Here is a 24227-nt window from a genome sequence, read left to right as displayed (position 1 = left end):
CAAGTGATGGAGCGGATGGCGCAAGAGCAGGACCAGTCGACCGGGGCCGATTTCGTGGCCGGTGAAGCGAGCGTGCCACCTGCGCGCCGCGTGCGCTGGCGCGTCTGGATGATGACCGCTGCCGTCGTGCTGCTGATCGCGCTGGGCCTCGCCTGGGCCATGCGCAAGGAGATTGCCGACAATGTGATTGCCGGGCAGCTCGATTCGCTGGGCCTGCCTGCGCACTACGAGATCGTGTCGATCGGTCCTTCCGAGCAGGTGGTCCGCAATCTGGTGATCGGCGATCCCGATGCGCCCGATCTGACCGTGGAGGAAATCCGCGTCGCCACACGGCTTGACTGGGGCCTGCCCGGCATTGGGCGGATCACGGTAGTGCATCCGCGCCTCTACGGTGCGTTACGCGGCGGCAAGATGAGTTTCGGCACGCTCGACAAGGCGCTGTTTTCGGGAGAGGGTGGGCCATTCGAAATGCCCGATCTCGATGTCGCGATTGAGGATGGCCGCGCTCTGATCGAAAGCGATTATGGCCGCATCGGCGCCAAACTCGATGGGGCGGGCGCCCTGCGCGGCGGCTTTGCCGGGGAACTGGCCGCGATAGCGCCCAAGTTCGCGGTCGAAGGTTGCGCGGCCGGGCAGGTCAGCCTCTACGGCAAGGTTACGGTTGCGTCGCTCAAGCCGCGCTTCGAAGGTCCGGTGCGGCTCAAGGAACTCACCTGTCCGGATGCAGCTGTGCGGCTGGTGCAGGCCGGGTTGCAACTTGATGTCACTTTAGACAAGGCGCTTGATGGCGGGGAGGGCAAGCTGGGCTTGCGTGCCCGCGAAGGGCGCTACGGGGAAAACCGTCTGGGGGAGGCATCGGGGACGGCGCATGTCACCTACCGCGACGGCGGATTCAACGTTCGCTATGATCTTGCCGCGAGCGGCCTTGATATGCCGCAGGCGCGTTTCGCCAGCCTATCGTTCGACGGCCGTGCGCGCTTGGCCGGGGGGCTGGCGCGCTTCGACATCGACGGAGACCTTGGCGGCAAGGGCATTGCTCTTGGTCCGGAACTCGACAGCTCTCTGGCAGGTATCCAGCAAGCAGGAGAAGGGACGCTCCTCGCTCCACTGGCGGCGCAGGCGCGGGCTGCACTGCAGCGGGAAACGCGCGGCAGTTCACTGACCGCCAACCTGATCTTGCGCCGGACCGAGGAGGGCTACAGCCTGGTAGTGCCGCGCGGTGCGCTGCGGGGCGGCAGCGGAGCCTCACTGGTGACATTGTCTCGGGTCCAGGCGATGTTCGGGGCGCAGGGGCTTCCGCTCGTGACTGGAAGTTTCGCGACTGGCGGTCGCGGGTTGCCGCGGGTTTCGGGACGCATGGAAAGCGGCGCCGATGGACGGCTGGCGATGCATGTCAGCATGCCCGCATACAGTGATGGCGCGAATAGCCTGTCGTTGCCGCAGCTGGCGATGGTGCAGGACGCGGGCGGTGCATTGCGGTTTACCGGGCAGGCTGAACTCACCGGCGATTTGCCGGGCGGACGGGCCGGCAATCTGATTGTCCCTGTGGAAGGCTTGTGGGCCGCGAACGGTGATCTTTCGCTCTGGCCGCGCTGCACGCAGGTCGCCTTCCATGAGCTTCAGTTCGCCAATCTGACGCTCGACCGCCGCAGCCTGTCTGTTTGTCCGGCGGATGATGGCGCGATTGTCCGCGGGCGCAGCGGCGTGTTCCGGATTGCTGCTGGTGTGGCCGCGCTGGACTTGTCCGGCCGCCTCGGTGAAACGCCGGTCAGAATTGCAAGCGGACCGCTGGGGTTTGCGATGTCCGGGGCTGGGCCGGGCACGGTAAAGGCCAGTGCGCTGAAGGTCGATCTTGGGCCTGCAGCGGGTGCGTCGCATTTTGCGGTCAGCGATCTGGAGGCCCGCGTCGGCCAGGATGTGGGCGGCACATTCACCGACGCCGATGTGCGCCTCTATGCCGTGCCGCTGGATTTGCTCAAGACCGGTGGCGCCTGGCATTACTCCAAAGGCGTCCTGACGCTTGATGGAGCCCATTTCACACTGGTGGACCGTCAGCAGGTCGCCCGCTTCAATCCGATGATCGCGCGCGATGCGACGCTGCGCCTGAAGGACAATGTGATTACCGCCCAGGCTCTCGTGCGCGAGCCCGAGAGCGATCGCGAGGTGGTGAGGGCAGATATCGTCCATGATCTGGCCACCGCCGGGGGGCATGCCGATCTGACGGTCGATGGCCTGCGATTCGACGACAAGCTCCAGGCCGATACGCTTTCCACGCTGGCGCTTGGCGTGGTGTCCAACCTGGAAGGTTCGGTCGATGGTACCGGGCGCATCGACTGGAATGAAAAGGGCGTGACCAGTCACGGCCGCATCGTCACAGCCGGAATGGACTTCGCAGCGCCGTTCGGTCCGGTGAAGGGGCTATCCGGGCAAGTGGTCTTCACCGATCTGCTCGGTTTCGTTACCGCGCCGGACCAGAAGCTGCACCTCGCCTCGATCAATCCCGGCATCGAAGTGACGGACGGCATCATGTCGTTCGAGATGAAGCCCGACTATTTCCTGCAGATCAACGGTGCGAGGTGGCCCTTCATGAACGGCACGCTGACGCTGGAGCCGGCGCACATGAAGATCGGTGTGGCTGAAACGCGCTATTACACCCTCAAGGTCGTGGGGCTGGATGCATCCACTTTCGTGCGCCACCTCGACATGTCGAACCTCAACGCGACGGGCGTCTTTGATGGCGAACTGCCGCTGATTTTCGACGAGAACGGCGGGCGGATCGAAGAAGGGCATCTCGTGTCGCGTCCGCCGGGCGGCAACGTCGCTTATGTGGGCGAACTGACCTACAAGGACTTGTCTGCCATGGGGAATTTTGCCTTTGACATGCTCAAGTCGGTCGATTTCAAGCGCATGGAAATTTCGCTGGGTGGTACGCTTGCGGGTGAGATCATCACCCGCGTGAGTTTCAACGGTATCAGTCAGGGGATCGGCGCCAAGCAGAACTTCCTGACGAAGCAGGTCGCCAAACTGCCGATCCGCTTTGTGCTCAATATCAAGGCGCCGTTCTTTAGCCTGTTTGCGCCGCTGCGCTCGCTTTACGATCCGAATTACGTGGTGGATCCGCGCACGCTCGGCCTGATCGGGACAGACGGCCGGATCAAGGCCGCGGCGCAGCCCGGCGTGCCCGCTATCGCCATTCAGCCTTCAGTCAGTGAGAAGACCCCATGATCCCACCTGAATTGACCGGAGGCATTCCGGCTGCAACAACCCTGGCCATGAAAGGGCGGGGTGACATGACGCTGCAGCAGGAAGGGCAAAGGTCCGGCAGGCGCGCCGTTCGCGTCGGCAGGGTGCTGATGGCTGCGCTGGCGGTCGGAATTCTCGGGGGCTGCGTCAACGTCTCGGCGCCCGACAAGCCGATCGTGATCGAGCTCAACATCAACATCCGCCAGGAAGTGGTTTATCGTCTTGACGCGCAGGCGGCCAAGACGATTGAGGAGAACAAGGACATTTTCTGATGACCAGGTTGTCTATCAAGAGTTTCAAGGCGGCCGGAATGGCCGTTGCCGCCGCACTGCTTGCAACCGGTGGCATTGCGGTCCACGCGGAAGGGCGTAGCCCCGAATATGCCGCTGCCCGTGCCGCCGGACAGGTGGGCGAACAGCAGGACGGCTATCTCGGCGTGGTTGGCAGCCAGTCTCAGGCCGTTGTCGCGATGGTGCGCGATCTCAACAACAAGCGCCGCGCAGTCTACACCGATGGCGCTGCTGCCTCGAAGAGCACCGTGCAGGAATACGCAACGGCTACCGCCTGCCGCCTGCTGGCGGATACCAAGCCGGGGGAAAAGTATCAGGCGCCCGACGGCTCCTGGCAGACCCGCGGTGCATCGCTGCCGCTGCGCCCATCCGGCTGTAAGTAGGCGGAACGAAAAAAAAACGGCGAAAGGCATCGTTTGATTCGGAAAAGGGGCCGGCAGCACGTGAATGTCCGGCCCTTTTTTGTACCGTATCGCCAATGCGGTATCGGGAACGACCAATCCTGCGCCAAAGCCCGCGCAGTGGCTTGCGGGCCGCAGTGCAGTGCCAAGAGTTGCAGTGCGGCACGAGGCAAGGTTGACTCGCGAAAAGGTGCAACCTAAGGGGGCGGCGCCCTCGGCGGGTAGCCGTTGAACGCGTCAATCGTTCCTGTGTGACAAGAGGAGCCTGACTTGAACGACGAGCCGCCTGCCCGAGACCCTGTTGGCGAGGATGCGCGGATCGATGCGCTCGATGAAAGGCTGAAGGCCCTTCGCGAGCGCGAAGAGAAGCGCAACCGGCCGGTGGCAGGCGGGGAAACGGACGAGAATTATCGTGCCGGGAACCGCGTGCTGTCGGAATTGCTGGGGGGTATCGCGGGCGGCCTGTTCCTGGGGTGGTTGATTGATCACTTTGCCGGAACGTCGCCTTGGGGTCTGTTGGTGATGTTGTTCGTTGGGATCTTCATTGCCTTCAGGAACATAATCCGGATTTCGAACCGGCGCCCGGACTGACCCCCCGATATTTTACGGGGCGGGGGTGAGAAGGGGCGCTGCCGTTCAATTAGGCGACAGGGATATTCGCGTGGCAGCCGAAGGCAAGGTCGACCCGATGCACCAGTTCAGCATCCATCCGTTGTTCGGATCGGATAGCTGGAATATCGGTGGTTATAATATCGCGTTCACCAACAGCTCGCTGTGGATGGCGATCGCAACCGTCCTGCTGATCGTGTTCGTGGCCGGCGGCGCCAAGCGCCAGCTCGTGCCGGGACGCTGGCAGATGGCGGTGGAGACGTTCACCGGCTTCATTGATGGAATGCTGGCCGCGAACGTGGGGCCCAACGGCAAGAAGTATGTGCCCTACATTTTCTCGCTGTTCATGTTTATCCTGTTCGCCAACTTCCTCGGTCTTCTGCCGCTGGGTGTGTTCGGTCTCCATGCCTTCACCTTCACCAGCCACTTTTCGGCCACTGGCGTTCTTTCGATCCTGTCGTTCTCAATCGTGATCATCGTCGGTCTGGCCAAGCACAAGCTGCATTTCTTCTCGCTCTTCGTGCCGCACGGTACGCCTGTTCCGATGATCCCAGCCATCTTCGTGGTCGAGCTGATCTCGTTCCTGGTGCGTCCGTTCAGCCTCGGCCTGCGACTGTTCGTCGCGATGATGGCCGGCCACGTGCTGCTTGAAGTGCTTTCCAGCTTCGTGATCAGCTCGGGTAACGCCAGCCTTGGCCTCTTCGCAATCGCCGGCCTGCCCAGCTTCATCCTAATGATCGGTATCTGCGCTCTCGAGCTGCTGGTCGCCGGCATTCAGGCTTACGTTTTCGCTCTTCTCACTTGCGTCTATCTCAACGACGCCGAGAACCTTCACTGATCTTACCGTTCAATCGGGTTTACCAAAGGGAGTTTTTGAAATGGACGCAGAAGCTGCAAAGCTGCTTGGTGCTGGTTTCGCCGCTATCGGCGCTGGCCTCGCTTCGATCGGCGTGGGCAACGTTTTCGCCAAGTTCCTCGAAGGCGCGCTGCGCAATCCGGGCGCCGCTGACGCCCAGCAGGGCCGCCTGTTCATCGGCTTCGCCGGTGCCGAGCTTCTGGGCCTGCTTTCGTTCGTTATCGCCGCGCTGCTGATCTTCGCCTGATCGCTACGCGTTAACGACCGCTCCGGCCGTCCGAACCCTTTGGTGGGGCGGCCGGACGCGGGTCGTAAGAATTTTTACGGCCACTTCGAGACAGGGCTGACCCATGCCTCAGATCGCACAGCTTGCCGCGACGTATTCCAGCCAGATCTTCTGGATGCTGGTCTTCTTCGGCTTTACCTTCTTCGTCGTTGGGCGAGGCATGGTGCCGAAGGTGATGGAAACGGTTGCGCAGCGTGACAAGCAGATTGCCGACGACCTCTTCGCCGCGGAACGTGCCCGCAAGCAGGCGGACGAGGAAGAGGCTTCCTGGCGCGCGCGTGAAAACGCCAACCGCGCCGAGGCGCAGGCCCTGATCGCGGATGCGCGCGGCAAGGCTGCCGCCGCCACCGCGGACCGCCTTGCCGCGGCCCAGTCCGTCATCGACGGTACACTTGCCGCCGCCGAAAGCCGCATCGCTGAAGCGTGCCGCTCGGCTGCCGCCGAGATCGAGGACGTCGCAGCGGACGCAACGCGTGACATCGTCAGCCGCGTTGCCGGTCTTTCGCTCGATGACTCCGCCGTTCGTTCGGCAGTGAAGGAGAACCTGGTCCATGGCTGATGACGTTGCCGTTGAGCAGAGCATTGCCCACGAAGGTGCCGAAGCGGTTGGTGCAACTACCGCGCATGTAGAGCACCACGCTGAACCGGCGTTGCTCGGTGTCGCTCCGCCGGTTGCCATCGTCAGCGCGTCGATGATCGTGCTGCTGGCCATCGCTGTCTGGAAAGGACTGCCGGGGATGTTGAGCCGCGGTCTCGATTCCCAGATCGGCGAGATCAAGGCGCAGCTCGAAGAAGCGAAGGCCCTTCGTGCCGAGGCGGAAGCCCTGCGCAAGGAATATGCGGACAAGATCGCGAACGCCGAAAAGGACGCGGCCGCGATGATCGAGCATGCCCGTCACGAAGCCGAGGCGATTGTCGCCAAGGCCGAGAAGGACACGGCCGACGTGATCACCCGCCGCGAAAAGATGGCGCAGGACAAGATCGCTGCGGCTGAACTCGCTGCGGTCACCGAACTGCGCAACAAGGCTGCCGTGGCTGCTGCCGCCGCCGCCAAGGGCCTGATCGCCGCCAATCACTCCGCCGATGCCGACAAGGCGCTGGTGGACCAGGCCATCGCCGGGATCTGAATCCCGCCGCGTCGGCTGGTCGAAGAGACAGAAGAGCCTCCGTCGCATGACGGGGGCTTTTTCTTTTGCGCCTCTTTCTTCCGTTTTTGATCCAGATCTCTGGTTTTGTCCGGACGAAGGCCTAGGCTTGCTGCATTGCCCTTTTGGAGAGGTGATGCATGTTCGTGAAGCTGACCAGTGTCGATCGCACCCCGACCGTGATTAACGCGTCGCAGGTCACATTCATTTCACAGATATCGGAAGGCACGCGCATCCGTTTCGGCGAAGGACGCAGCGTCACTGTCGTCGAACCGCTCGAGGAAGTGATGAGCAGGCTCGACCGCACCCAATCGTTTCGAGAGACCTGAGAGCCCGGCCCGGGCAAGGGTGGTTTCAATGGCCGGCTGCCTCAGAAGTTGTCCTTGGCACTCCTGAGCGCCGCGAATGTCGCGATGGCATCGCCACCGCCCCAACGGGCCTGCATCGCCGGATCGTCGGCACGCAGGAAAGGGTTGGTCTTGAGTTCGCGTTCCAGCTTTGCTGGCACGGTCGGCAGACCCGCTTCGCGGCACTTTTTGATGTCCACGGCATAGGCGGCCAGATCGGCATTTTCCGGATCGGCGTGAAGGGCGAAGCGAAGGTTGGCCTGCGTGTATTCGTGCGCGCAGTAGAGCATCGTTTCCGCCGGCAGTGCCTTCAGCCGCTTGAGGCTGGTCCAGAACTGTTCCGGCGTGCCTTCGAACATGCGGCCGCAACCCAGCGCGAAGAGCGAATCTCCGACGAAGGCCATGCCCGCACCGGGCAGGTGGTAGGCGACATGGCCCAGGGTGTGTCCACCCACGTCGAGCACCATGCCTTTCCTGTCACCGATCGAGACGGTGTCACCCTGCTTCACCAGCCGGTCTGCCGCAGCAATCTTGGCTGCCTCGGCTGCTGGGGCCGTGATGCGGCAGCCAGTGACTGCCTTGATCGCCTCGTTACCGCCTGCGTGGTCGGGGTGCCAGTGGGTGTTCCAGATCTGCGTGATCTGCCAGCCCTTGTGACCGGCCTGCCTCAGGTATTCGTCGGCATCGGGCGTGTCGATGCAGACGGTCTCTTCGCTCACCGGGTCGTGGAGCAGGTAGCCGTAGTTGTCGGACAGGCAGGGGAACTGGTGGACTTCGAGCATGGGATCTCTCCTTGCCCGCCACTGTAGTCATGTTGCGGCAAAGCAAAAGCCCGCCCGGATTGCTCCGGGCGGGCCCTTGGTGATTTCGGTGTCCCGGAAGGGACGCGCAAGATCAACGGTTCTTGAGCGCCTCGCCGAGGATGTCGCCGAGCGACGCACCCGAGTCGGACGAACCGTACTGCTCCACGGCTTCCTTCTCTTCGGCCAGCTGGCGGGCCTTGACCGAGAAGTTCGGCTTCTTCGAACGGTCGAAGCCAGTGACCATGGCGTCGAGCTTCTGGCCGACCTGGAAGCGGTCCGGACGCTGCTCGTCGCGGTCGCGGCCGAGGTCCGAGCGCTTGATGAAGCCGGTCGCGCCATCGTCGCCAGCCTGAACTTCGAGGCCGCCATCGCGGACTTCGAGAACGGTGACGGTGACGACTTCACCGCGGCGCAGCGAGCTGCCGCTGGCCGTCGAAACGCCGCCGGCCGCCGGAGCGCCACGCTCGAGCTGCTTCATGCCGAGGCTGATGCGTTCCTTCTCGACGTCGACGTCGAGAACCACGGCCGAGACCATCTCGCCCTTGCGGTGCAGAGCAAGGGCGTCTTCGCCCGAGATGCCCCAGGCGATGTCCGACATGTGGACCATGCCGTCGACGTCGCCGTCGAGGCCGATGAACAGGCCGAATTCGGTCGCGTTCTTGACTTCGCCTTCCACGGTCGAGCCGACCGGGTGCTTCTCGGCGAAAGCTTCCCACGGGTTCTGCTGGGCCTGCTTGAGGCCGAGCGAGATGCGGCGCTTGTCGCTGTCGACTTCCAGAACCATGACTTCGACTTCCTGCGAGGTCGAAACGATCTTGCCGGGGTGGACGTTCTTCTTGGTCCAGGACATTTCGGACACGTGGACAAGGCCCTCGATGCCCGCTTCCAGTTCCACGAAGGCGCCGTATTCGGTGATGTTGGTGACAGTGCCCGATAGCTTGGCGCCGACCGGGTACTTGACCGCCGCGCCTTCCCAGGGATCGCTCTCGAGCTGCTTCATGCCCAGCGAGATGCGCTGCGTGTCCTGGTTGATGCGGATGATCTGAACGGTGACGGTGTCGCCGATGGCGATCACTTCGCTCGGGTGGTTGACGCGCTTGTAGCTCATGTCGGTGACATGGAGCAGGCCGTCGATACCGCCGAGGTCAACGAACGCACCGTAGTCAGTGATGTTCTTGACGACGCCGTCGAGGATCTGGCCCTCGGACAGCTTGTCGATCAGCTCGCTGCGCTGTTCGGCGCGGGTCTCTTCGAGGACGGCGCGGCGCGAGACGACGATGTTGCCGCGGCGGCGGTCCATCTTGAGGATCTGGAAGGGCTGCGGCACGTCCATCAGCGGCTGCACGTCGCGAACCGGACGGATGTCGACCTGCGAGCCGGGCAGGAAGGCCACGGCGCCGTCGAGGTCGACGGTGAAGCCGCCCTTGACGCGGCCGAAGATCACGCCTTCGACGCGCTTGCCTTCGCCGAATTCGCTTTCCAGCTTGTCCCACGCGGCTTCGCGGCGGGCGCGGTCACGCGACAGCATCGCTTCGCCGTCTGCGTTCTCGACGCGGTCGACATAGACTTCGACTTCGTCGCCGACCTTCAGGCCGTGCGAGTCTTCACCGCGCGCGAATTCGCGCAGCGGCACGCGGCCTTCGCTCTTGAGGCCCACGTCGATGACGGCCTTGTCGTTTTCGATGGCGGTGATGGTGCCCTTGACGACGCGGCCTTCGAAGCCGTCGTCAGCGACGCCACCGAGCTGCTCGTCGAGCATTTTCGCGAAATCGTCGCGAGTCGGATTGGCAGAAGATGCCATTAACAGGTTCCTTCAAAACAATTTTTCCGGCCAGGCGGTTGGTTCCGCCGGTCTTTCCTCCGCCATCTGCACCATTGCATCGGCGGGCCAAAAGGGCCGAACTGCCACGGGCGCCGGATACGCACCGCAGCGTCCATCGGACCACGAGGGCCGTCCGAACCGGCGCGCCCTACGCGCGTGATGGGTGAAATGCAAGGAAAATGGCGGCGTTTGGCCGAATTAGCGCTGCGGCTGATAATCCGGTTTGCGCATGGTCAGCATCCAGGCTGCGAGATCGCTGGCTTGAGTGCCGGTCACCGTGAAATCCATCGCGGCCGGGAAGTTGTGCGAGTCGATCAGGAACTGGCTCAGTGTTTCCGCAGTCAGCCCGTTGCGGTTGGCTATATCCTCGAAAGGCGGGGATTCAGGATTGGGGGACAGGGTGTTCGCCGTAACGCCATGGCATTCGGCGCAGTGCTGTTGCGCGAAGGCAAGACCGCGCTGCGCGCCCTTCATGGGCGCTGTGGTTTCGACCGGCGGGGAGGTTGCTGCGGCGCAGCCCGCAGCAAGTCCTGCCAGAACGAAGGTAAGTCGTGTTTTCATGACAGTGCTTTCGCTTCGACCGCTGCCACGGCGGCGGCGATGGCATCATCGCGCCCGAGGTGGGAGGTGTCCAGAAGCACGGCATCGTCGGCTGCCCGCAAGGGGGCTTCCTTGCGCGTGCGGTCCCGTGCGTCGCGCTGAGCGAGATCGGTGGCGATCTCGTCAAGCGTGACCTTGCGGCCCTGCTGTTGCATTTCGTTGAATCGGCGCTGCGCTCGCGCTTCAACGGAGGCCAGGACGAAAAGCTTCACGTCCGCATCGGGGGCGATCATCGTGCCGATGTCGCGTCCGTCGAGAATCGCGCCGCCGGGCTGGGTGGCAAAGGAGCGTTGGCGTTCATAGAGCGCCTTGCGGACAGAGGGATGTACGGAAACCCGGCTTGCGAGGCCACCCGTGGCTTCCGAGCGAAGTTCGGGATCGGAAAGCAGGGCTTCGGGGAAGGCGCAGGCGGCCAGCGCGTCGTCTTCGCTGTTCGGGTCACCGCCAGAAAGTTCCACCTGTCTGCCCACGGCACGGTAAAGCAAGCCGGTATCGAGGTGAGGTAGTCCGAAATGGGCGGCCAGGGCCTTGGCGATAGTGCCTTTGCCCGAAGCAGTGGGTCCGTCGACGGCGATGATCATGGTGCGCCCCATGGCCTGCCATAACGGCGATGGCAAGGTTTGGCGCCTGCCGTCAGTCGGCGATGTCTTCCGCCCAAAGCTGGCCGCTTTCGGAGATGAATCGGGCCATAAGGTCGATGCAGTGGGCATCGTCGATGATCTCGACCTCGACGCCCCGATTGCGCAGGAACTGTTCGTTTCCACCGAAATTGCGGTTCTCGCAGATCACCACGCGCGGGATCTTGAACTGCACGATCGTGCCCGAGCACATCATGCAGGGCGAGAGCGAGGTGTAGAGCGTGCAGTCGCGGTAGCTGGCCTGTCGTCCCGCATTCTGCAGGCAATCCATTTCGCCATGGAGGATCGGGTTGCCCTGCTGCATGCGCCGGTTGTGGCCGACCGCGATGATTTCGTCTCCGCGGGTCAAGGCCGAGCCGATCGGCAAGCCGCCTTCGTTGTAGCTTTTCAGCGCCTGGTCGTAACAGGCATCGATGGCGGCCTGGTGGATGCCGGTCATGCGGCGAGACCGTCCAGCATCGTTTCGAAGACCGGGAAACTGGTGGCAATCGGACGGGTGTCGTCCACTTCCACGCCGTTCTTGCTGGCAAGGCCTGTGACGGCCATCGACATGGCAATGCGGTGATCGAGGTGGGTGGCGATGGCGCCTGCCGAGCCGGGCAGCGGTTCGCCACCAGTGCCGGTGATGATGAGGCCATCCTCGCGTTCCTCGATGCGGGCACCGGCAGCTGTCAGCGCAGCGGCCATTACTGCGAGGCGGTCGGACTCCTTTACGCGCAATTCGTCGAGCCCGCTGGTGGTGGTCACGCCGTCCGCCAATGCGGCGGCCACGAAGAGGGCGGGGAACTCGTCGATCATGCTGGGCGCGATTGCCGGGTCGACCTCGATGCCCTTGAGTGGCGAATGCTTGACCAGAAGATCCGCGACCGGCTCGCCGCCGACTTCGCGGGCGTTCACTTCGTCGATCTGCCCGCCCATCTGGCGCAGGACTTCGACGAGCCCGGCGCGGGTGGGATTGAGGCCGACGTTTTCGATCAGCACTTCGCTGCCCGGCGTGATCAGCGCGGCGACCATGAAGAAGGCCGCCGAGGATGGGTCGCCCGGCACATCGATGGTCTGCGGCTTGAGTTCCGCTTCACCGCGAATGCTGATGATCCGGGTGCCGTCGACTTCCACTTCAACGTTCAATTCCGCGCCGAAGCCGCGCAGCATGCGTTCTGAATGGTCGCGCGTAGGTACGGGCTCGATGACCGTGGTTATGCCCGGGGTGTTGAGGCCGGCCAGCAAGACCGCGCTCTTTACCTGGGCCGAGGCTACCAGCAGGCGGTAACTGATCGGCACGGCAGGGCAGATACCCTTGAGAATCAGCGGAAGGCGGCCGCCTTCGCTGGCCTCAAAGCTGGCACCCATCTGCGAGAGGGGCTCAATCACCCGGCCCATCGGCCGCTTCGACAGCGAGGCGTCGCCCACGAAGGTCGCGGTGATCGGGTGGCTGGCGACGAGGCCCATCAGCAGCCGCGTCGACGTGCCCGAGTTGCCCATGTCGAGTGGCGCCTGAGGCTGGAGCAGGGCGCCGACGCCGACGCCATGCACTGACCACGCACCTTCTCCCGTCCGCTCGACCGTAGCACCCATCGCGCGCATGGCGGCGGCGGTGGCGAGCACGTCCTCGCCTTCCAGCAGGCCGGTCACACGGGTCTCGCCTACGGCCAGTGCGCCCAGCATGATCGAGCGGTGGCTGATCGACTTGTCGCCGGGCACGCGGATCGTGCCTTTCAACGGCCCTGCAGGCAGGAAGCGGCGGGGACGCATGGCGGTGTCGGCGGCGTGGCTCACGGGAATGGGCTTTCGCAAGAGGCAGGACGATGAGGGATGGCCTCCATTTCGTCCAGACGGAGCCGAGAATCGTGATTTTCGAGCATCGGAGCGCAGCGTACTTCAAGTACGTGAGCACCGACGCGCAGAATATCGCGCTTCGCAGGCCCGATTGGGCGGAATGGAGGCCATCCCGGGCCGCGGCTTTTGACAGCGCGGGCCGCCTATGGCAAGGCGCGCGCCCTGATGCGCCGGGCACGCTTGATTTTGCGCGCCGGGCCTACCATCAAGACACGGAATTTTACACCCGGCCTATCGTGGACGGGCAAGATGAGGACATTTCATGGCAAAGCCTGAGTGGGGCGCCAAGCACGGCTGCCCGAAATGCGGCACCCGCTTCTACGATCTGGGCAAGGATGACCCGGTCAAGTGCATCGAGTGCGGCTACGAGTGGCATCCCGAGCCGGTGCTCAAGTCCAAGCAGCCGATTCCCTTCGAGGAAATCCAGAAGAAGGAAACGGAAGAGCAGGAAGATACTGATCTGGCCGAGGACGATCTGGACATCGATGATGACGGCGATTCGCCTGACAACGATGTTGATCTCGGCGGTGACGACGATCTCGGCATCGGCGGCGGCGGCGACGACGACGACCGCGACGAATAAGGTTTGAAGGCGTTCGGCGAAAAAATCGGGCGCCTTCAAATTCCCTCTTGCCAACCGGGAGAGCCCCCACTAGAGGGCGGCCTCCCAAGCGGAAGCGATGCTTCGGCAAGGGGCGGAACGGGCCTCCCAGGACCGATCCGGATGAAATGGCACGGGGCCGTAGCTCAGCTGGGAGAGCGCTACAATGGCATTGTAGAGGTCAGGGGTTCGATCCCCCTCGGCTCCACCATTTCAGGAAAGTCCCGGATTTTCGTGGCTTTCGACATATGAGTTTCGCGTAATAGCGATACGCTGGCTGACGAGGTTTCGTCCGCCGGCGTTTTTCGCATGATGTTGCGCTCACGCCGGTCCGCGAGGTTTCGCCCACCGGCGTTTTCGGCGTTCTGCGGGCCTGGTCGGCCCGCGTGATGGAGTACGGCACAATGTTCGACAGTCTGTCCGATCGTCTCGGCGGCGTGTTCGACAAGCTGCGGGGCCGCGGCGCGCTCAAGGAGCAGGACGTCCGCGATGCCATGCGCGAAGTGCGCATCGCGCTGCTCGAGGCCGATGTCGCGCTCCCGGTGGTGCGCCGCTTCATCGATCAGGTGACCGAGAAGGCCATTGGCCAGTCGGTCCTGCGCTCGGTCACGCCGGGCCAGCAAGTCGTCAAGATCGTCAATGACGCGATCATCGAGATGCTGGGCGGCGATGTGACGCCGGAACTCGATCTCAATGCCGCGCCGCCGGTCGTGATCATGATGGTCGGTCTTCAGGGCTCGGGCAAGACCACCAGCACCGCCAAGATTGCCAAGCTGCTCAAGGAGAAGCAGGGCAAGAAGGCGATGATGGCCTCGCTCGACGTCAATCGTCCGGCCGCACAGGAACAGCTCAAGGTGCTGGGCGAGCAGGTTGGCGTTGCCACGCTGCCGATCATCCCCGGCCAGCAGCCCACCGAGATCGCCACCCGCGCCATGCAGGCCGCGAAGCTGCAGGCGGTCGACGTGCTGCTGCTCGATACCGCCGGCCGTTTGCACGTCGACCAGCAGCTCATGGACGAGATGAAGGCGGTCGCCGAAATCTCCAATCCGCGTGAAACGCTGCTCGTCGTCGACTCTCTGACCGGTCAGGATGCGGTCAACGTCGCGCAAAGTTTCTCCGGCCAGGTGGACCTGACCGGTGTCGTCCTCACCCGTATGGACGGTGATGCGCGCGGCGGTGCGGCGCTCTCGATGCGAGCGGTCACCGGCAAGCCGATCAAGTTCGCGGGCACCGGCGAGAAGATGGAGGCCCTCGAGGTCTTCCACCCCAGCCGCGTCGCCAACCGTATCCTCGGCATGGGCGACGTCGTCAGTCTCGTCGAGAAGGCGGCTGAAGCCGTCAAGGTCGAGGACGCCGAGGCGCTCGCCAAGCGCATGGAGCAGGGCAAGTTCGACATGAACGACCTGCGCATGCAGCTCAAGCAGATGCAGAACATGGGTGGCCTCGGCATGCTCGCGGGCATGATGCCGGGCATGAAGAAGGCCAAGGCGGCGATGCAGGCCTCGGGTATGGATGACCGGGTGCTGCTGCGCATGGATGCGATCATCGGTTCGATGACGCCCAAGGAGCGCGCCAACCCCGCCCTGCTCAACGCCAAGCGCAAGATTCGCGTGGCCAAGGGTTCGGGCACGCAGGTCCAGGACATCAACAAGCTGCTGAAAATGCACATGGAGATGTCCAAGGCAATGAAGCAGATCAAGAAGATGGGCGGCCTCAAGGGCCTTGCCGCGATGTTCGGGAAGGGCGGCCTCGATGCCGCAATGCCGGGCCTTGGCGGTCAGGGCCTTGGCCCCGGTGCGGGCGGATTGCCCGGGCTTGGCGGCGGTGGCCCCGATCTCAGCAAGTTTTTGAAGAAATAAGCATTCGAACGAATTTGAAGGAAAGGTAGAACAATGTCCGTTTCGATCCGTCTGTCGCGCGGTGGCGCGAAGAAGCGTCCTTACTACAAGGTCGTCGTTTCCAACTCGCGCTCGCCGCGCGACGGCAAGTACCTGGAGCAGGTTGGCACCTACAACCCGCTGCTCGCCAAGGACGACGAGAACCGCGTCAAGCTGAACGAGGACCGCGTGAACTACTGGCTGAGCGTTGGCGCGCAGCCGACCGACCGCGTTGCCCGCATGCTGGATAAGGCCGGTATCAAGGAGCGCGCCGCGACCAACAACCCGAAGAAGGGCGAGCCGGGCGAAAAGGCCAAGGAACGCGCCGAGGAAAAGGCCGAGAAGCTGCGTGAGGCCGAAGAGGCTGCTGCCGCTGCTGCCGCTGCTCCGGCCGAGGAAGCTCCGGCTGCCGAAGAAGCAGCTCCCGAAGCTGCTGCCGAGGAATCGACCGAGGCCTAAGCCTTGGCTGGTATCGATCGTCCCGTCACGCTGGCAGCCATTACCGGCGCCCACGGCGTGACGGGCGAAGTCCGCCTCAAGCTGTTCGGAGAAGGCGTGGCTGCGCTCAAGCGCTACCGCGCCTTCAACGATTCCGCGCTGACGCTGAAAAAGCTGCGCGACGACGGCAAGGGCGGCGCCATTGCCCGGTTTGAGGAAGTTGCCGATCGCAACGCGGCGGAAAAGCTGCGCGGCACGGCGCTGACCGTACCGCGCTCGGCCATGCCCGTGCTGGGCGAGGGCGAGTACTATCACGCCGATCTCATCGGGCTGCCTGCGGTTTCGGACGACGGGGCAGTGCTGGGCACTGTGATTGCCGTCGAGAACTTCGGTGCGGGAGACGTGCTCGAGATCGAACGTTCCGAGCCGGACGAGAAGGGGCGCCTTCAGCGCTTCATGGTGCCGATGACCGAAGCGGCCGTACCCGAGTGGAATGCTGACAAGCTGGTAGTGAGTGCTGCCTTTGCCGACTAGTTTCGCGTAGGACGGGAGCAGGAGGGGGCCATGGCGGAGCCAGTCCGGATTACGGTGTCTATCGACCCGCTTGCCGCTGGCGACAGGGGGCTGATGACTACGATGGCTCCCTATCTCGGGTTGCTGGCCGTGGCTCTGTTCTGCGCTATGGCCGCATGGATCTCAGCGATCGTGCTTTGCCGCTTCGGCCGTTTGCGCCGTACACGTATCGTCGCCTTGTCTGCCGCAATATCAGTCTGCCTGCCTATGTTACCTATTGTCCTGATAGCGGGCAGCTACAGTGGCGAAGATGCATCATATGTAGTGGCAGGGCTGCTTCCGGCTGCTGGTATTTTGGTTGTCATCGCCCTTTTCGTTTCCGCGCCTGTCGCGTGGTTCGCAAGTCGCAGACTTGCAGAGAAGATCGACCGTAGAATCTTTGAGTAAGCTCATGACCTTCGCCGCCACCGTCCTCACTCTCTACCCGGACATGTTCCCCGGCCCTCTCGGCGTATCGCTGGCGGGCAGGGCGTTGGCCGAGGGCAAGTGGTCGATGACGCCGGTTCAGATCCGCGACTTCGCAACGGACAAGCACCGCACCGTGGACGATACGCCTGCCGGCGGTGGTGCCGGAATGGTGCTCAAGGCGGACATTCTCGCCGCTGCCATCGACCATGCGCGCAGCCTCAGTCCGGATGCGCCGGTCATCGCCATGACGCCGCGTGGCAAGCCTATCACCCAGGCCCGTGTGCGCGAACTCGCGGCGGGACCAGGCGTCACGGTCCTGTGCGGCCGTTTTGAGGGTTTCGATGAACGAATCTTCGAGGGGCGGGACGTGGAAGAGGTCTCGGTCGGCGATATCGTGCTTTCCGGCGGGGAACCGGCTGCCTTGATGCTGTTAGACGCTTGCATTCGCCTGCTTCCCGGCGTAATGGGCGCGCCTTCCAGCGGGACAGAGGAATCGTTCGAGGACGGTCTTCTCGAGTATCCGCACTATACCCGGCCCACCGAGTGGGAAGGGCGCACGATCCCTGAAGTGCTGCGATCGGGGGATCATGCGAAAATCGCCGCCTGGCGGAAACAAAGGGCGGAAGATGATACACGGTTACGCAGACCGGACCTTTGGGAGCGTCATGTCGGCGCTCGGGACCAGTCTGCCTCTGGCGCGCGGCAGGAAACGAAGGACTTGGGTTCATGAACCTGATTCAGCAGATCGAGGCCGAGGAAATCGCCAAGGCCGCGAAGGACATTCCCGAATTCCGTCCGGGCGACACCGTCCGCGTCGGCGTGAAGGTGGTTGAAGGCACGCGCAGCCGTGTGCAGAACTTCGAAGGCGTGTGCATCGCGCGTTCGAACCGTGGCTTCAACTCGAACTTCACGGTTCGCAAGATCAGCTTCGGTGAAGGCGTGGAGCGCGTGTTCCCGCTGTACTCGCCGAACCTCGATTCGATCACCGTCGTCCGCAAGGGCGTCGTGCGCCGCGCCAAGCTGTACTACCTGCGTGGCCGCACCGGTAAGCGCGCTCGCATCGCCGAACGCCGCGAGGTCAACGAAGCCAAGGCGTAAGTCTGGCTCGCCGGCCGCTTGCGGCCGGACAGAAAGAAAGGCGGTTCGGTCTCGGGCCGCCTTTTTTATGCCGGGCTCCTTTCCGGAGCACGGTCCGCTCTTCGATTAATCTTTTTTCACCGAATCGCCGGATACCAGACAGCGTTGAGGACGATGTTCTCCGATGCTGCGCCGGGGCGACTCCGGCAGTCGTGCAAGTACATGTTGCGCGCTGCGCAACATGCTGCGCTGCACAAGGGGGAATTAGTAACCGAATGGCGAAAAAACACGATAAACTGCGGGTTTCTCGGTGGTTTAGGCCTTGCCACCGCCATGAAAACCCGCTCAATTCCGTCGTCATCTCGAGGCGACTCAATATCCCATCATAACCGGTTCCACTGAAAGGTAGGGGGTTCCCATAATGAACAAAAACGATCTCATCAGCGCTGTTGCCGATTCGAGCGGCCTGACCCGCAGCGACGCGACCAAGGCGGTCGAAAGCGTGTTTGACGCCATCACTGGCGCGCTCAAGAAGGGCGACGAAGTGCGCCTCGTCGGTTTCGGCACCTTCTCGGTCGCCAAGCGCAAGGCTTCGACCGGCCGCAACCCGCGCACTGGCGAGCCGATGGAAATCAAGGCTTCGGCACAGCCGAAGTTCAAGGCCGGCAAGGGCCTGAAGGATGCCGTCAACTAAGACGCTCTCCGGCAGCCTGTAACGCCTCACAGGCTCAACGAATTACGCCGCGCCAACTCAGGTTGGCGCGGCGTTTTTCATGCCGGAAAGCGTGCAGGGTTCAGGGCGCCATTTTCAGCAAGGCGATCGGCGCCGCCTTGGTGCGCGGGTTGATCGGCCACACCAGCGTTTCGCCGGCAGGACCGGGCTTGGGGCCTTCGTCGGTATTGTTGGCCAGGATCGGGGCATCGGTCGTGATGGTGAAGGTGCCGTCGGCCATTGCCGTGGGACCGTCCTCATCCGGCCCTTCGCTCTTGCCCATCCCGGACATCATGCCCGCCATCGCCGAGCCGCCGCTGGGCGGGCCGAACCCAGGCGCCTCGACGCGGACGTTGCCGTCTTCCCGCAGGAAGACCTGCACAAAGGCATTGCTCATCGCGAAGCCTTCCATGGTCGGGAAGAGGAAGTCGTGATCGAGCTTGCCGGAAAGCGCAAAATCGACGTCGAACTTGCCGTCGCCGATATACTCGACCTTTTTCCAGCCAGCCTGCCGGCGCAGCTTCGTCGCCAGTTCCCTGCCGGTTTCGGGGTTGCTGGGATCCATGCCCCCCAGGAACATTTGCGCGGCCTGCGCGTCGCTCTTCTTCTTTTCCTCGCGCTGCTGTTCCCACTCGGCCTTCTGCTGGGCGATTTCCTCGCTCGTGCAGTCGCGCTCCTCGTAGGTTTCCTCGTCGTTGCAGGCTTCGGGTTTGAAGGCCTCTTCCTTGCCGGATTTCATCATCGGCACCATCAGGATCTCGCCCGTGTAACGGAACGTGAAACTGTGGTCCTTGCGCAGGTCGAGCTGTGACGTGAATTTTCCGGGTGCAAAGATGCATGCTGCCAACAGTATCGACAGTGCGGCGGCGGTAAGCCCGGCGGCAAGGCGCCGGGCTCCTGTGCGGTGTGATTTCCCCTGCATTTGCCCTCCTTCGAATTGGTCTCCTGTGGTGTCCTACACCGGTTGGCGGGTCGCTGCGGCATAAAGCGCGATGGCGGCGGCATTGCTGACATTCAGGCTTTCCATGGCCGCGCTGATGGGCAGGCGGGCAATCGCGTCGCAATGCTGCACGATATTGTGGCGCATGCCTTCACCCTCTGCGCCCAACACGAGGGCAACGGGGCCAGCGGGCAGGGCTTCTGCCAGCGTGCTCTGCGCTTCGCCATCAAGGCCAATGCGCCAATAACCGGCCTCGGCGATCTCCTCGAGTGCGCGCGCCAGATTGACCACGCGTATCCAGGGGATGACTTCCAGCGCTCCCGATGCGGATTTTGCGAGAGTGCCCGATTCGGGCGGTGCATGGCGATCCTGCGTGACAATGGCGCAGGCATCGAAGGCGGCGGCAGACCGCATGATCGCGCCGACATTGTGCGGATCGGTCACCTGATCGAGCACGACCACCGGACGATCCGGATCGCCGTCGAGCACGTCGGCGAGGAACAGGTCGTCGAGTGGTTCGCATTCGAGGACCAGCCCCTGATGCGGCGCATCGCGGGCCACGAGTCGGGCGAGATCCGCGGGCTGGGCCCATTCGACCGGGAAATCGCTCGGCAATTCGCCGTCGAGCGATTCGACCCCTTCGCGCGTTGCCCACAGCTTGCGATGACTCCGGTTGGGATTCTTGAGAGCCGCTTCCACCGCGTGGCGGCCCCACAGGCGCACCATGCCCGACGAGGCACGTCCGCTTCCCCGGCCGTTTTTCATCCGGCCCGCCCGGCCGCGCAGGGCCCGGCCAGGGCGCTTGCCTTCGCGTCCGCCCTCCCGGTCTTCGCCGCGCTTGTTCATTCAATGTCCTTTCTGTGAAAAATCTGTTCCCGCTTTGGCAGTGACCCCATTGACAGGCAAGGCTCGGTTCGGCAAAGGCGCGGCTCCTCGGCAACGGGGGCTTCTTTCGAAGCTCCAAAAACGCCGGTATCTCCCGTTCGGGAAGGCCGGCAAGCCAGCTACTGGTGTGGACAGGTGGCCGAGTGGTTAAAGGCAGCAGACTGTAAATCTGCCCGCGCAAGCGTACGTTGGTTCGAATCCAGCCCTGTCCACCACCGGTGCTCTTCCCCAGCAAACATCCGATGGAGCGTGCCAACCCGGTATGGGCGGCATTGCGGTCCATGGGCTCACCGACTAGATGGGGCCGATGCCTTCAGACATTCTCGATAATCAGGGCCGCGGCGAAGCATCGTGGCAATGGCCCTCCGTTCATGCCGAAGGGCGCAAGTTCGGCGCGATCGCCGGCGGCATTGCGCTGATCGGCTGGCTGATCCTCGGTCCCTGGGTGGGCTGGCCGCTGGCCGTGCTGACGCTGTGCGTGCTGGCGTTCTTCCGTGACCCGGTGCGGGTTACGCCACAGGATGAGCGGTGCATCATCGCGCCGGCCGACGGGCTTGTCACGCTGATCCAGAAAGTGCCGCCGCCGCGCGAGCTGACGGTCGATGACGGAAGTGGTCTGGCGCCGCTGCCGGTCGGTCCGGTTACGCGGATTTCGATCTTCATGTCGGTCTTCGATGTGCATATCAATCGTGCGCCGATTGGCGGCACGGTGCAGCGGGTGATCTATATCCCGGGCAAGTTCGTGAATGCCGATCTCGACAAGGCGAGCGAGGAAAACGAACGGCAGCACATCCTGATCGAGCGTGGCGACGGTACGCGCATCTGCTTCACGCAGATTGCCGGGCTGGTTGCGCGGCGCATCGTGCCTTTCATCAAACCGGGTGACATCATTGCGGCCGGGCAGCGCATCGGGCTGATTCGTTTCGGCAGCCGCGTCGACGTTTATCTGCCCGAAGGCACCGAGCCGCGCGTCTTGATGGGGCAGCGGATCGTTGCCGGCGAAACCGTGCTGGCTGAAATGGGGGCCGCATCGGTGATTGAGGGCGTCGCTCAATGAACGAGGCGCCGCGTGAAAGTCCCGCGGAGGAGCCAGATGGCTTTGCGGAAGCGCAGGCCGCGTCACGCCGCCGCTTCTCACGCGGTCTTTCGATGCGCGCAATCGTTCCCAATGCGATTACCGCCGCCGCGCTCTGTTCGGGCCTGACCGGCATCCGTTTTGCCATCGGCGGCGACTTCGACCGCGCGGTTCAGGCGGTGATTCTGGCAGGTCTGCTTGATGGCATCGACGGGCGCGCGGCGCGGCTGCTCAGGGCCCAGACCCGGTTCGGCGCAGAACTCGACAGTCTGGCTGATGCGATTTCCTTTGGTGTCGGTCCGGCGCTGATCGTCTATCTGTGGACGCTGCACCAGGTGCCCAGCGTGGGCTGGATTGCCGCGCTTGCGTTTGCGATCTGCTGCGTCCTGCGGCTGGCGCGCTTCAATGCCCGGCTCGACATGCTGGAGCAGCCGCATAAGCAGGCAGGGTTCCTGACCGGGGTTCCGGCGCCGCTCGGCGCCGCGCTGGCGTTCCTGCCGATGTACCTCTGGATCGCCAGCGGCCGCTCCGAATTCGCGAATCCGATTCTTGTAAGTGTCTGGATGGCGTTGATCGCGTTCCTGATGATTTCCAGTCTGCCGACACTCGGCTGGTCACGTCTGCGCCCGCCCAACAGCCTGCGTCTTGGCATGATTGCATTAGTTGGTCTTGTTGTGGCGGCCCTTCTGACCGAACCGTGGTTCACCCTTGCTGCAATCACCATCAGCTATTTGCTGCTCATACCCGTCGGCTGGGCCGCTTATGCGAAGATCAGGCGGCAAGCGCCGTTCCCGGCCACTCCAGACCTGGTGCCCGAAGGTTTCGACGAGCAAGGCGCTCCGCTCGGCCCTTCCTGAACGGCGCCGGCAAGGATTGCCGGCGTTCGGTCGATTTCCAGAAAATCACGATACTTTCGGGGCAAGCCCTGAGCTGAGTTCGAAGGGTCAACGCGCCTGCGCCATAGCACCGCCAGGTTGCGGCGATGATCCAGATCGACGCCAGCATGGCCAGCGTAAAGAGGCAGGCGGAAAGCGCAGTCATGACCGTTCCTTTCGAACCGCTGTCCGGAGGCCTGTCGTAAAGCCTGTGGGCAGCTTGTGGAAAACGAGAAACTGTTCTATCAATGTTCCAATAAGGTCGTGTTCTCATTTTGTTCTCTTGCTGTCAAGCCGAAATCGTCCGGCCTGCAGGATGATTTGCAGGTGCCAGGTTTCAACAATTGGCTTTTGGAGCTGGACAGGCAGCTTGGCGGCTCGCAGCCGCCGTTGCGGTCAGACCGGTGTCAGATTGCCGGTGCGGCGGGACGCGGATAGTGATGGGGGCGGTGGGTGATCGGTTTCGGGCCCAAGCCGCGCCGATGATGCTTGGGAGACCGGCGGGTGCCAGTCACGAAGGCAGCAGGCAGCCGCAGGTTCAAGGTGGAGGACGTCACAACGACTTCCATGGGCTGATCGCGCAACTGCGGCCGTATGAGGCGAATGCCAGTCAGGCTCCGTTTCAGGCTGCCAACGATCAATGAAACCGCGAAAATGGCAGCCAGGCCGAACAGGACAGGCGGAATGACACTCATGACGAGTCTCCTTTTCCAACACGCCCATTTGGCAATTTGAATCCGGCCCCTTCAGATTTCCTGAATCTGCCAAATTTGAGGTGCTGGTTAATGTAATAACGATTGCAGGAATGGAAAAGCGTCAGAAGGCGGATGGATGCCCAGATTGGGCCAAAAAATAGTCCATTCCGGTGTGAGTTTGCGTGCCGGGGAAGACGGTGCGGCAATTGGGGCTGGATTTTAGCCGGAAATCTGTCTAAGGGCGGCCCCGCTAGCGCAGGTCGGGTCGAATTCGCGACCCCTTCGGCTTTGGCAAATCCACATGGAAAGCGCACATACCGGTGCCGCAGCGGGCCAAGCTCCCACGGGAGTATCCGCACGGTTCCAGCTTTCCAGAGGTTGAACCGGAAAGGAATTACTTATGGCGGCTCCTGTCGTCACCATGCAGCAGCTCATCGAGGCCGGCGCTCACTTCGGCCACCAGACCCACCGCTGGAACCCGCGGATGAAGCCGTACATCTTCGGCGCCCGCAACGGCATCCACATCATCGACCTCTCGCAGACCGTGCCCCTGATGGCGCGTGCGCTCGAATTCGTTTCGGCCACTGTCCAGGCTGGCGGCAAGGTGCTGTTCGTCGGCACCAAGCGTCAAGCTCAGGAGCCGATCGCGCAGGCTGCCCGCGCTTGCGGCCAGCACTTCGTCAACCACCGCTGGCTGGGCGGCATGCTCACCAACTGGAAGACGATCTCGCAGTCGATCAAGCGCTTCAAGGCTCTGGAAGAGCAGCTTGCCGGCGATACCCACGGCCTCACCAAGAAGGAAATCCTTCAGCTGACGCGTGAGCGCGACAAGCTTGAGCTCTCGCTCGGCGGCATCCGCGACATGGGCGGCATTCCGGACGTGATGTTCGTGATCGACGCCAACAAGGAAGACCTGGCGATCAAGGAAGCCAACGTGCTCGGCATTCCGGTCGTGGCGGTCCTCGACTCGAACGTTTCGCCCGAGGGCATTGCGTTCCCGATCCCGGGCAACGACGACGCCAGCCGCGCCGTGCGTCTCTACTGCGACGCCATCGCGCAGGCCGCGACCAAGGGTGGCCGTGAAGCCGTGATCGACAGCGGTGCCGACATCGGCGCCATGGACGAGCCGGTTGCCGAGGAAGCTGTCGAGGCCTGATCGGCCCCGGCGACGACTTTTCGTCATGGAATTGTCGCG

29 protein-coding genes and 2 tRNA genes are annotated in these 24227 nt (G+C 63.2%); 22 read left to right on the top strand and 9 right to left on the bottom strand.

The features are described from left to right. The first annotated feature begins 15 nt into the window (after positions 1-15). From MTR64_RS00580 to MTR64_RS00540, 9 genes are all read left to right on the top strand, one after another. The gene (locus tag MTR64_RS00580; protein ID WP_243989749.1) at positions 16-3225 is read left to right on the top strand and encodes an intermembrane phospholipid transport protein YdbH family protein; all 3210 of its coding nucleotides are present in this window, start codon (positions 16-18) and stop codon (positions 3223-3225) included. Between the two features lie 65 nt (positions 3226-3290). Then, the gene (locus MTR64_RS00575; protein ID WP_243989747.1) at positions 3291-3515 is read left to right on the top strand and encodes a YnbE family lipoprotein; all 225 of its coding nucleotides are present in this window, start codon (positions 3291-3293) and stop codon (positions 3513-3515) included. Then, positions 3515-3916, top strand: coding sequence for a YdbL family protein (locus MTR64_RS00570; protein WP_243989745.1), 402 nt, complete (start codon positions 3515-3517; stop codon positions 3914-3916). The genes MTR64_RS00575 and MTR64_RS00570 overlap by 1 nt, the downstream gene beginning before the upstream one ends. A gap of 288 nt (positions 3917-4204) precedes the next feature. Then, positions 4205-4525, top strand: coding sequence for an AtpZ/AtpI family protein (locus tag MTR64_RS00565; protein WP_243989743.1), 321 nt, complete (start codon positions 4205-4207; stop codon positions 4523-4525). Positions 4526-4595: 70 nt separating this feature from the next. Further along, positions 4596-5381 (top strand): F0F1 ATP synthase subunit A, encoded by a 786-nt coding sequence (locus MTR64_RS00560; RefSeq protein ID WP_243989741.1) that lies wholly within the window; start codon positions 4596-4598, stop codon positions 5379-5381. A gap of 40 nt (positions 5382-5421) precedes the next feature. Beyond that, a complete protein-coding gene (locus MTR64_RS00555; protein WP_008833283.1) occupies positions 5422-5646 on the top strand; it encodes a F0F1 ATP synthase subunit C in 225 nt (74 codons plus the stop codon). Positions 5647-5749: 103 nt separating this feature from the next. Then, positions 5750-6244, top strand: a complete 495-nt coding sequence (locus MTR64_RS00550; RefSeq protein WP_243989739.1) for an ATPase — start codon at positions 5750-5752, stop codon at positions 6242-6244. Next, positions 6237-6812 (top strand): hypothetical protein, encoded by a 576-nt coding sequence (locus tag MTR64_RS00545; protein WP_243989737.1) that lies wholly within the window; start codon positions 6237-6239, stop codon positions 6810-6812. The genes MTR64_RS00550 and MTR64_RS00545 overlap by 8 nt, the downstream gene beginning before the upstream one ends. A gap of 158 nt (positions 6813-6970) precedes the next feature. Continuing rightward, a complete protein-coding gene (locus MTR64_RS00540; protein ID WP_243989735.1) occupies positions 6971-7159 on the top strand; it encodes a hypothetical protein in 189 nt (62 codons plus the stop codon). A gap of 41 nt (positions 7160-7200) precedes the next feature. Here the strand turns inward: MTR64_RS00540 and gloB are convergent, their stop codons facing one another. The 6 genes from gloB to aroA form a co-directional block, all read right to left on the bottom strand. Further along, positions 7201-7959 carry a hydroxyacylglutathione hydrolase gene (gene gloB / locus MTR64_RS00535; protein WP_243989733.1) on the bottom strand — a complete coding sequence of 253 codons (759 nt, stop codon included), beginning with the start codon at positions 7957-7959 and terminating at the stop codon, positions 7201-7203. A 112-nt stretch (positions 7960-8071) separates the two neighbouring features. After that, entirely contained in the window at positions 8072-9781 is a 1710-nt protein-coding gene (gene rpsA, locus MTR64_RS00530; RefSeq protein WP_243989732.1) for a 30S ribosomal protein S1, read from the bottom strand. Between the two features lie 219 nt (positions 9782-10000). Beyond that, positions 10001-10363 carry a c-type cytochrome gene (locus MTR64_RS00525; RefSeq protein WP_243989731.1) on the bottom strand — a complete coding sequence of 121 codons (363 nt, stop codon included), beginning with the start codon at positions 10361-10363 and terminating at the stop codon, positions 10001-10003. Then, a complete protein-coding gene (locus MTR64_RS00520) occupies positions 10360-10983 on the bottom strand; it encodes a (d)CMP kinase (RefSeq protein WP_243989730.1) in 624 nt (207 codons plus the stop codon). Before MTR64_RS00520 ends, MTR64_RS00525 begins: the two co-directional genes overlap by 4 nt. Before the next feature lie 52 nt (positions 10984-11035). After that, positions 11036-11479, bottom strand: a complete 444-nt coding sequence (locus MTR64_RS00515; protein ID WP_243989729.1) for a nucleoside deaminase — start codon at positions 11477-11479, stop codon at positions 11036-11038. After that, entirely contained in the window at positions 11476-12792 is a 1317-nt protein-coding gene (aroA, locus tag MTR64_RS00510; RefSeq protein WP_243989956.1) for a 3-phosphoshikimate 1-carboxyvinyltransferase, read from the bottom strand. Before aroA ends, MTR64_RS00515 begins: the two co-directional genes overlap by 4 nt. A 346-nt stretch (positions 12793-13138) precedes the next feature. Between aroA and MTR64_RS00505 the strand changes: the two genes are divergently transcribed. The 9 genes from MTR64_RS00505 (at position 13139) to MTR64_RS00465 (ending at position 18544) form a co-directional block, all read left to right on the top strand. Next, the gene (locus MTR64_RS00505; RefSeq protein ID WP_243989728.1) at positions 13139-13459 is read left to right on the top strand and encodes a TIGR02300 family protein; all 321 of its coding nucleotides are present in this window, start codon (positions 13139-13141) and stop codon (positions 13457-13459) included. Between the two features lie 153 nt (positions 13460-13612). Further along, positions 13613-13688 (top strand) — tRNA-Ala (locus MTR64_RS00500). 193 nt (positions 13689-13881) lie between these two features. After that, positions 13882-15336, top strand: coding sequence for a signal recognition particle protein (gene ffh / locus MTR64_RS00495; protein ID WP_243989727.1), 1455 nt, complete (start codon positions 13882-13884; stop codon positions 15334-15336). Between the two features lie 33 nt (positions 15337-15369). Next, positions 15370-15813: a 30S ribosomal protein S16 gene (gene rpsP, locus MTR64_RS00490; RefSeq protein WP_243989725.1), complete on the top strand. Its 444-nt coding sequence runs from the start codon at positions 15370-15372 to the stop codon at positions 15811-15813. A gap of 3 nt (positions 15814-15816) precedes the next feature. Beyond that, positions 15817-16326, top strand: coding sequence for a ribosome maturation factor RimM (gene rimM / locus MTR64_RS00485; RefSeq protein WP_243989723.1), 510 nt, complete (start codon positions 15817-15819; stop codon positions 16324-16326). Between the two features lie 30 nt (positions 16327-16356). Next, positions 16357-16752: a hypothetical protein gene (locus MTR64_RS00480; RefSeq protein ID WP_243989721.1), complete on the top strand. Its 396-nt coding sequence runs from the start codon at positions 16357-16359 to the stop codon at positions 16750-16752. A gap of 4 nt (positions 16753-16756) precedes the next feature. Further along, on the top strand, positions 16757-17503 hold the full coding sequence (trmD, locus tag MTR64_RS00475) for a tRNA (guanosine(37)-N1)-methyltransferase TrmD (RefSeq protein WP_243989955.1): 747 nt from the start codon (positions 16757-16759) through the stop codon (positions 17501-17503). Continuing rightward, positions 17500-17871: a 50S ribosomal protein L19 gene (gene rplS / locus MTR64_RS00470; protein WP_243989720.1), complete on the top strand. Its 372-nt coding sequence runs from the start codon at positions 17500-17502 to the stop codon at positions 17869-17871. The genes trmD and rplS overlap by 4 nt, the downstream gene beginning before the upstream one ends. A gap of 400 nt (positions 17872-18271) precedes the next feature. Next, a complete protein-coding gene (locus MTR64_RS00465) occupies positions 18272-18544 on the top strand; it encodes an HU family DNA-binding protein (RefSeq protein ID WP_067732802.1) in 273 nt (90 codons plus the stop codon). A 100-nt stretch (positions 18545-18644) separates the two neighbouring features. On the opposite strand, the gene MTR64_RS00460 is transcribed toward MTR64_RS00465, so the two are convergent. Next, complete coding sequence (locus MTR64_RS00460; RefSeq protein ID WP_243989719.1) at positions 18645-19484, bottom strand: hypothetical protein; 840 nt, start codon at positions 19482-19484, stop codon at positions 18645-18647. A gap of 33 nt (positions 19485-19517) precedes the next feature. Continuing rightward, positions 19518-20348, bottom strand: a complete 831-nt coding sequence (locus MTR64_RS00455; RefSeq protein WP_243989718.1) for a TrmH family RNA methyltransferase — start codon at positions 20346-20348, stop codon at positions 19518-19520. 168 nt (positions 20349-20516) lie between these two features. On the opposite strand from MTR64_RS00455, the gene MTR64_RS00450 reads away from it, so the two are divergent. The 3 genes from MTR64_RS00450 (at position 20517) to MTR64_RS00440 (ending at position 22319) form a co-directional block, all read left to right on the top strand. After that, positions 20517-20602 (top strand) — tRNA-Tyr (locus MTR64_RS00450). A gap of 92 nt (positions 20603-20694) precedes the next feature. After that, positions 20695-21444 carry a phosphatidylserine decarboxylase gene (locus tag MTR64_RS00445; RefSeq protein ID WP_243989717.1) on the top strand — a complete coding sequence of 250 codons (750 nt, stop codon included), beginning with the start codon at positions 20695-20697 and terminating at the stop codon, positions 21442-21444. Then, positions 21441-22319: a CDP-alcohol phosphatidyltransferase family protein gene (locus MTR64_RS00440; protein WP_243989716.1), complete on the top strand. Its 879-nt coding sequence runs from the start codon at positions 21441-21443 to the stop codon at positions 22317-22319. The genes MTR64_RS00445 and MTR64_RS00440 overlap by 4 nt, the downstream gene beginning before the upstream one ends. 425 nt (positions 22320-22744) lie before the next feature. Here MTR64_RS00440 and MTR64_RS00435 read toward each other — a convergent pair whose 3' ends face one another. After that, positions 22745-23032 (bottom strand): hypothetical protein, encoded by a 288-nt coding sequence (locus tag MTR64_RS00435; RefSeq protein WP_243989715.1) that lies wholly within the window; start codon positions 23030-23032, stop codon positions 22745-22747. Between the two features lie 400 nt (positions 23033-23432). On the opposite strand from MTR64_RS00435, the gene rpsB reads away from it, so the two are divergent. Next, on the top strand, positions 23433-24188 hold the full coding sequence (gene rpsB / locus MTR64_RS00430; RefSeq protein ID WP_243989713.1) for a 30S ribosomal protein S2: 756 nt from the start codon (positions 23433-23435) through the stop codon (positions 24186-24188). Positions 24189-24227 lie beyond the last annotated feature (39 nt).

It is taken from the genome of Novosphingobium album (ex Hu et al. 2023) (genome assembly GCF_022832385.1).
GTDB classification, from domain to species: Bacteria; Pseudomonadota; Alphaproteobacteria; order Sphingomonadales; family Sphingomonadaceae; genus Novosphingobium; species Novosphingobium album.
The sequence above is the reverse complement of the archived record's forward strand: the minus strand, read 5'-3'. Positions and strand labels throughout refer to the sequence as shown.

Bases quoted from the DNA above. Each gene is read 5' to 3' on its own strand.
- MTR64_RS00580 (WP_243989749.1), top strand. From the start codon at position 16: ATGGCGCAAGAGCAGGACCAGTCGACCGGGGCCGATTTCGTGGCCGGT.
- MTR64_RS00575 (WP_243989747.1), top strand. From the start codon at position 3,291: ATGACGCTGCAGCAGGAAGGGCAAAGGTCCGGCAGGCGCGCCGTTCGC.
- MTR64_RS00570 (WP_243989745.1), top strand. From the start codon at position 3,515: ATGACCAGGTTGTCTATCAAGAGTTTCAAGGCGGCCGGAATGGCCGTT.
- MTR64_RS00555 (WP_008833283.1), top strand. From the start codon at position 5,422: ATGGACGCAGAAGCTGCAAAGCTGCTTGGTGCTGGTTTCGCCGCTATC.
- MTR64_RS00550 (WP_243989739.1), top strand. From the start codon at position 5,750: ATGCCTCAGATCGCACAGCTTGCCGCGACGTATTCCAGCCAGATCTTC.
- MTR64_RS00545 (WP_243989737.1), top strand. From the start codon at position 6,237: ATGGCTGATGACGTTGCCGTTGAGCAGAGCATTGCCCACGAAGGTGCC.
- MTR64_RS00540 (WP_243989735.1), top strand. From the start codon at position 6,971: ATGTTCGTGAAGCTGACCAGTGTCGATCGCACCCCGACCGTGATTAAC.
- gloB (WP_243989733.1), bottom strand. From the start codon at position 7,959: ATGCTCGAAGTCCACCAGTTCCCCTGCCTGTCCGACAACTACGGCTAC.
- rpsA (WP_243989732.1), bottom strand. From the start codon at position 9,781: ATGGCATCTTCTGCCAATCCGACTCGCGACGATTTCGCGAAAATGCTC.
- MTR64_RS00525 (WP_243989731.1), bottom strand. From the start codon at position 10,363: ATGAAAACACGACTTACCTTCGTTCTGGCAGGACTTGCTGCGGGCTGC.
- MTR64_RS00520 (WP_243989730.1), bottom strand. From the start codon at position 10,983: ATGATCATCGCCGTCGACGGACCCACTGCTTCGGGCAAAGGCACTATC.
- MTR64_RS00515 (WP_243989729.1), bottom strand. From the start codon at position 11,479: ATGACCGGCATCCACCAGGCCGCCATCGATGCCTGTTACGACCAGGCG.
- aroA (WP_243989956.1), bottom strand. From the start codon at position 12,792: ATGCGTCCCCGCCGCTTCCTGCCTGCAGGGCCGTTGAAAGGCACGATC.
- MTR64_RS00505 (WP_243989728.1), top strand. From the start codon at position 13,139: ATGGCAAAGCCTGAGTGGGGCGCCAAGCACGGCTGCCCGAAATGCGGC.
- ffh (WP_243989727.1), top strand. From the start codon at position 13,882: ATGTTCGACAGTCTGTCCGATCGTCTCGGCGGCGTGTTCGACAAGCTG.
- rpsP (WP_243989725.1), top strand. From the start codon at position 15,370: ATGTCCGTTTCGATCCGTCTGTCGCGCGGTGGCGCGAAGAAGCGTCCT.
- MTR64_RS00480 (WP_243989721.1), top strand. From the start codon at position 16,357: ATGGCGGAGCCAGTCCGGATTACGGTGTCTATCGACCCGCTTGCCGCT.
- trmD (WP_243989955.1), top strand. From the start codon at position 16,757: ATGACCTTCGCCGCCACCGTCCTCACTCTCTACCCGGACATGTTCCCC.
- rplS (WP_243989720.1), top strand. From the start codon at position 17,500: ATGAACCTGATTCAGCAGATCGAGGCCGAGGAAATCGCCAAGGCCGCG.
- MTR64_RS00465 (WP_067732802.1), top strand. From the start codon at position 18,272: ATGAACAAAAACGATCTCATCAGCGCTGTTGCCGATTCGAGCGGCCTG.
- MTR64_RS00460 (WP_243989719.1), bottom strand. From the start codon at position 19,484: ATGCAGGGGAAATCACACCGCACAGGAGCCCGGCGCCTTGCCGCCGGG.
- MTR64_RS00455 (WP_243989718.1), bottom strand. From the start codon at position 20,348: ATGAACAAGCGCGGCGAAGACCGGGAGGGCGGACGCGAAGGCAAGCGC.
- MTR64_RS00445 (WP_243989717.1), top strand. From the start codon at position 20,695: ATGCCTTCAGACATTCTCGATAATCAGGGCCGCGGCGAAGCATCGTGG.
- MTR64_RS00440 (WP_243989716.1), top strand. From the start codon at position 21,441: ATGAACGAGGCGCCGCGTGAAAGTCCCGCGGAGGAGCCAGATGGCTTT.
- MTR64_RS00435 (WP_243989715.1), bottom strand. From the start codon at position 23,032: ATGAGTGTCATTCCGCCTGTCCTGTTCGGCCTGGCTGCCATTTTCGCG.
- rpsB (WP_243989713.1), top strand. From the start codon at position 23,433: ATGGCGGCTCCTGTCGTCACCATGCAGCAGCTCATCGAGGCCGGCGCT.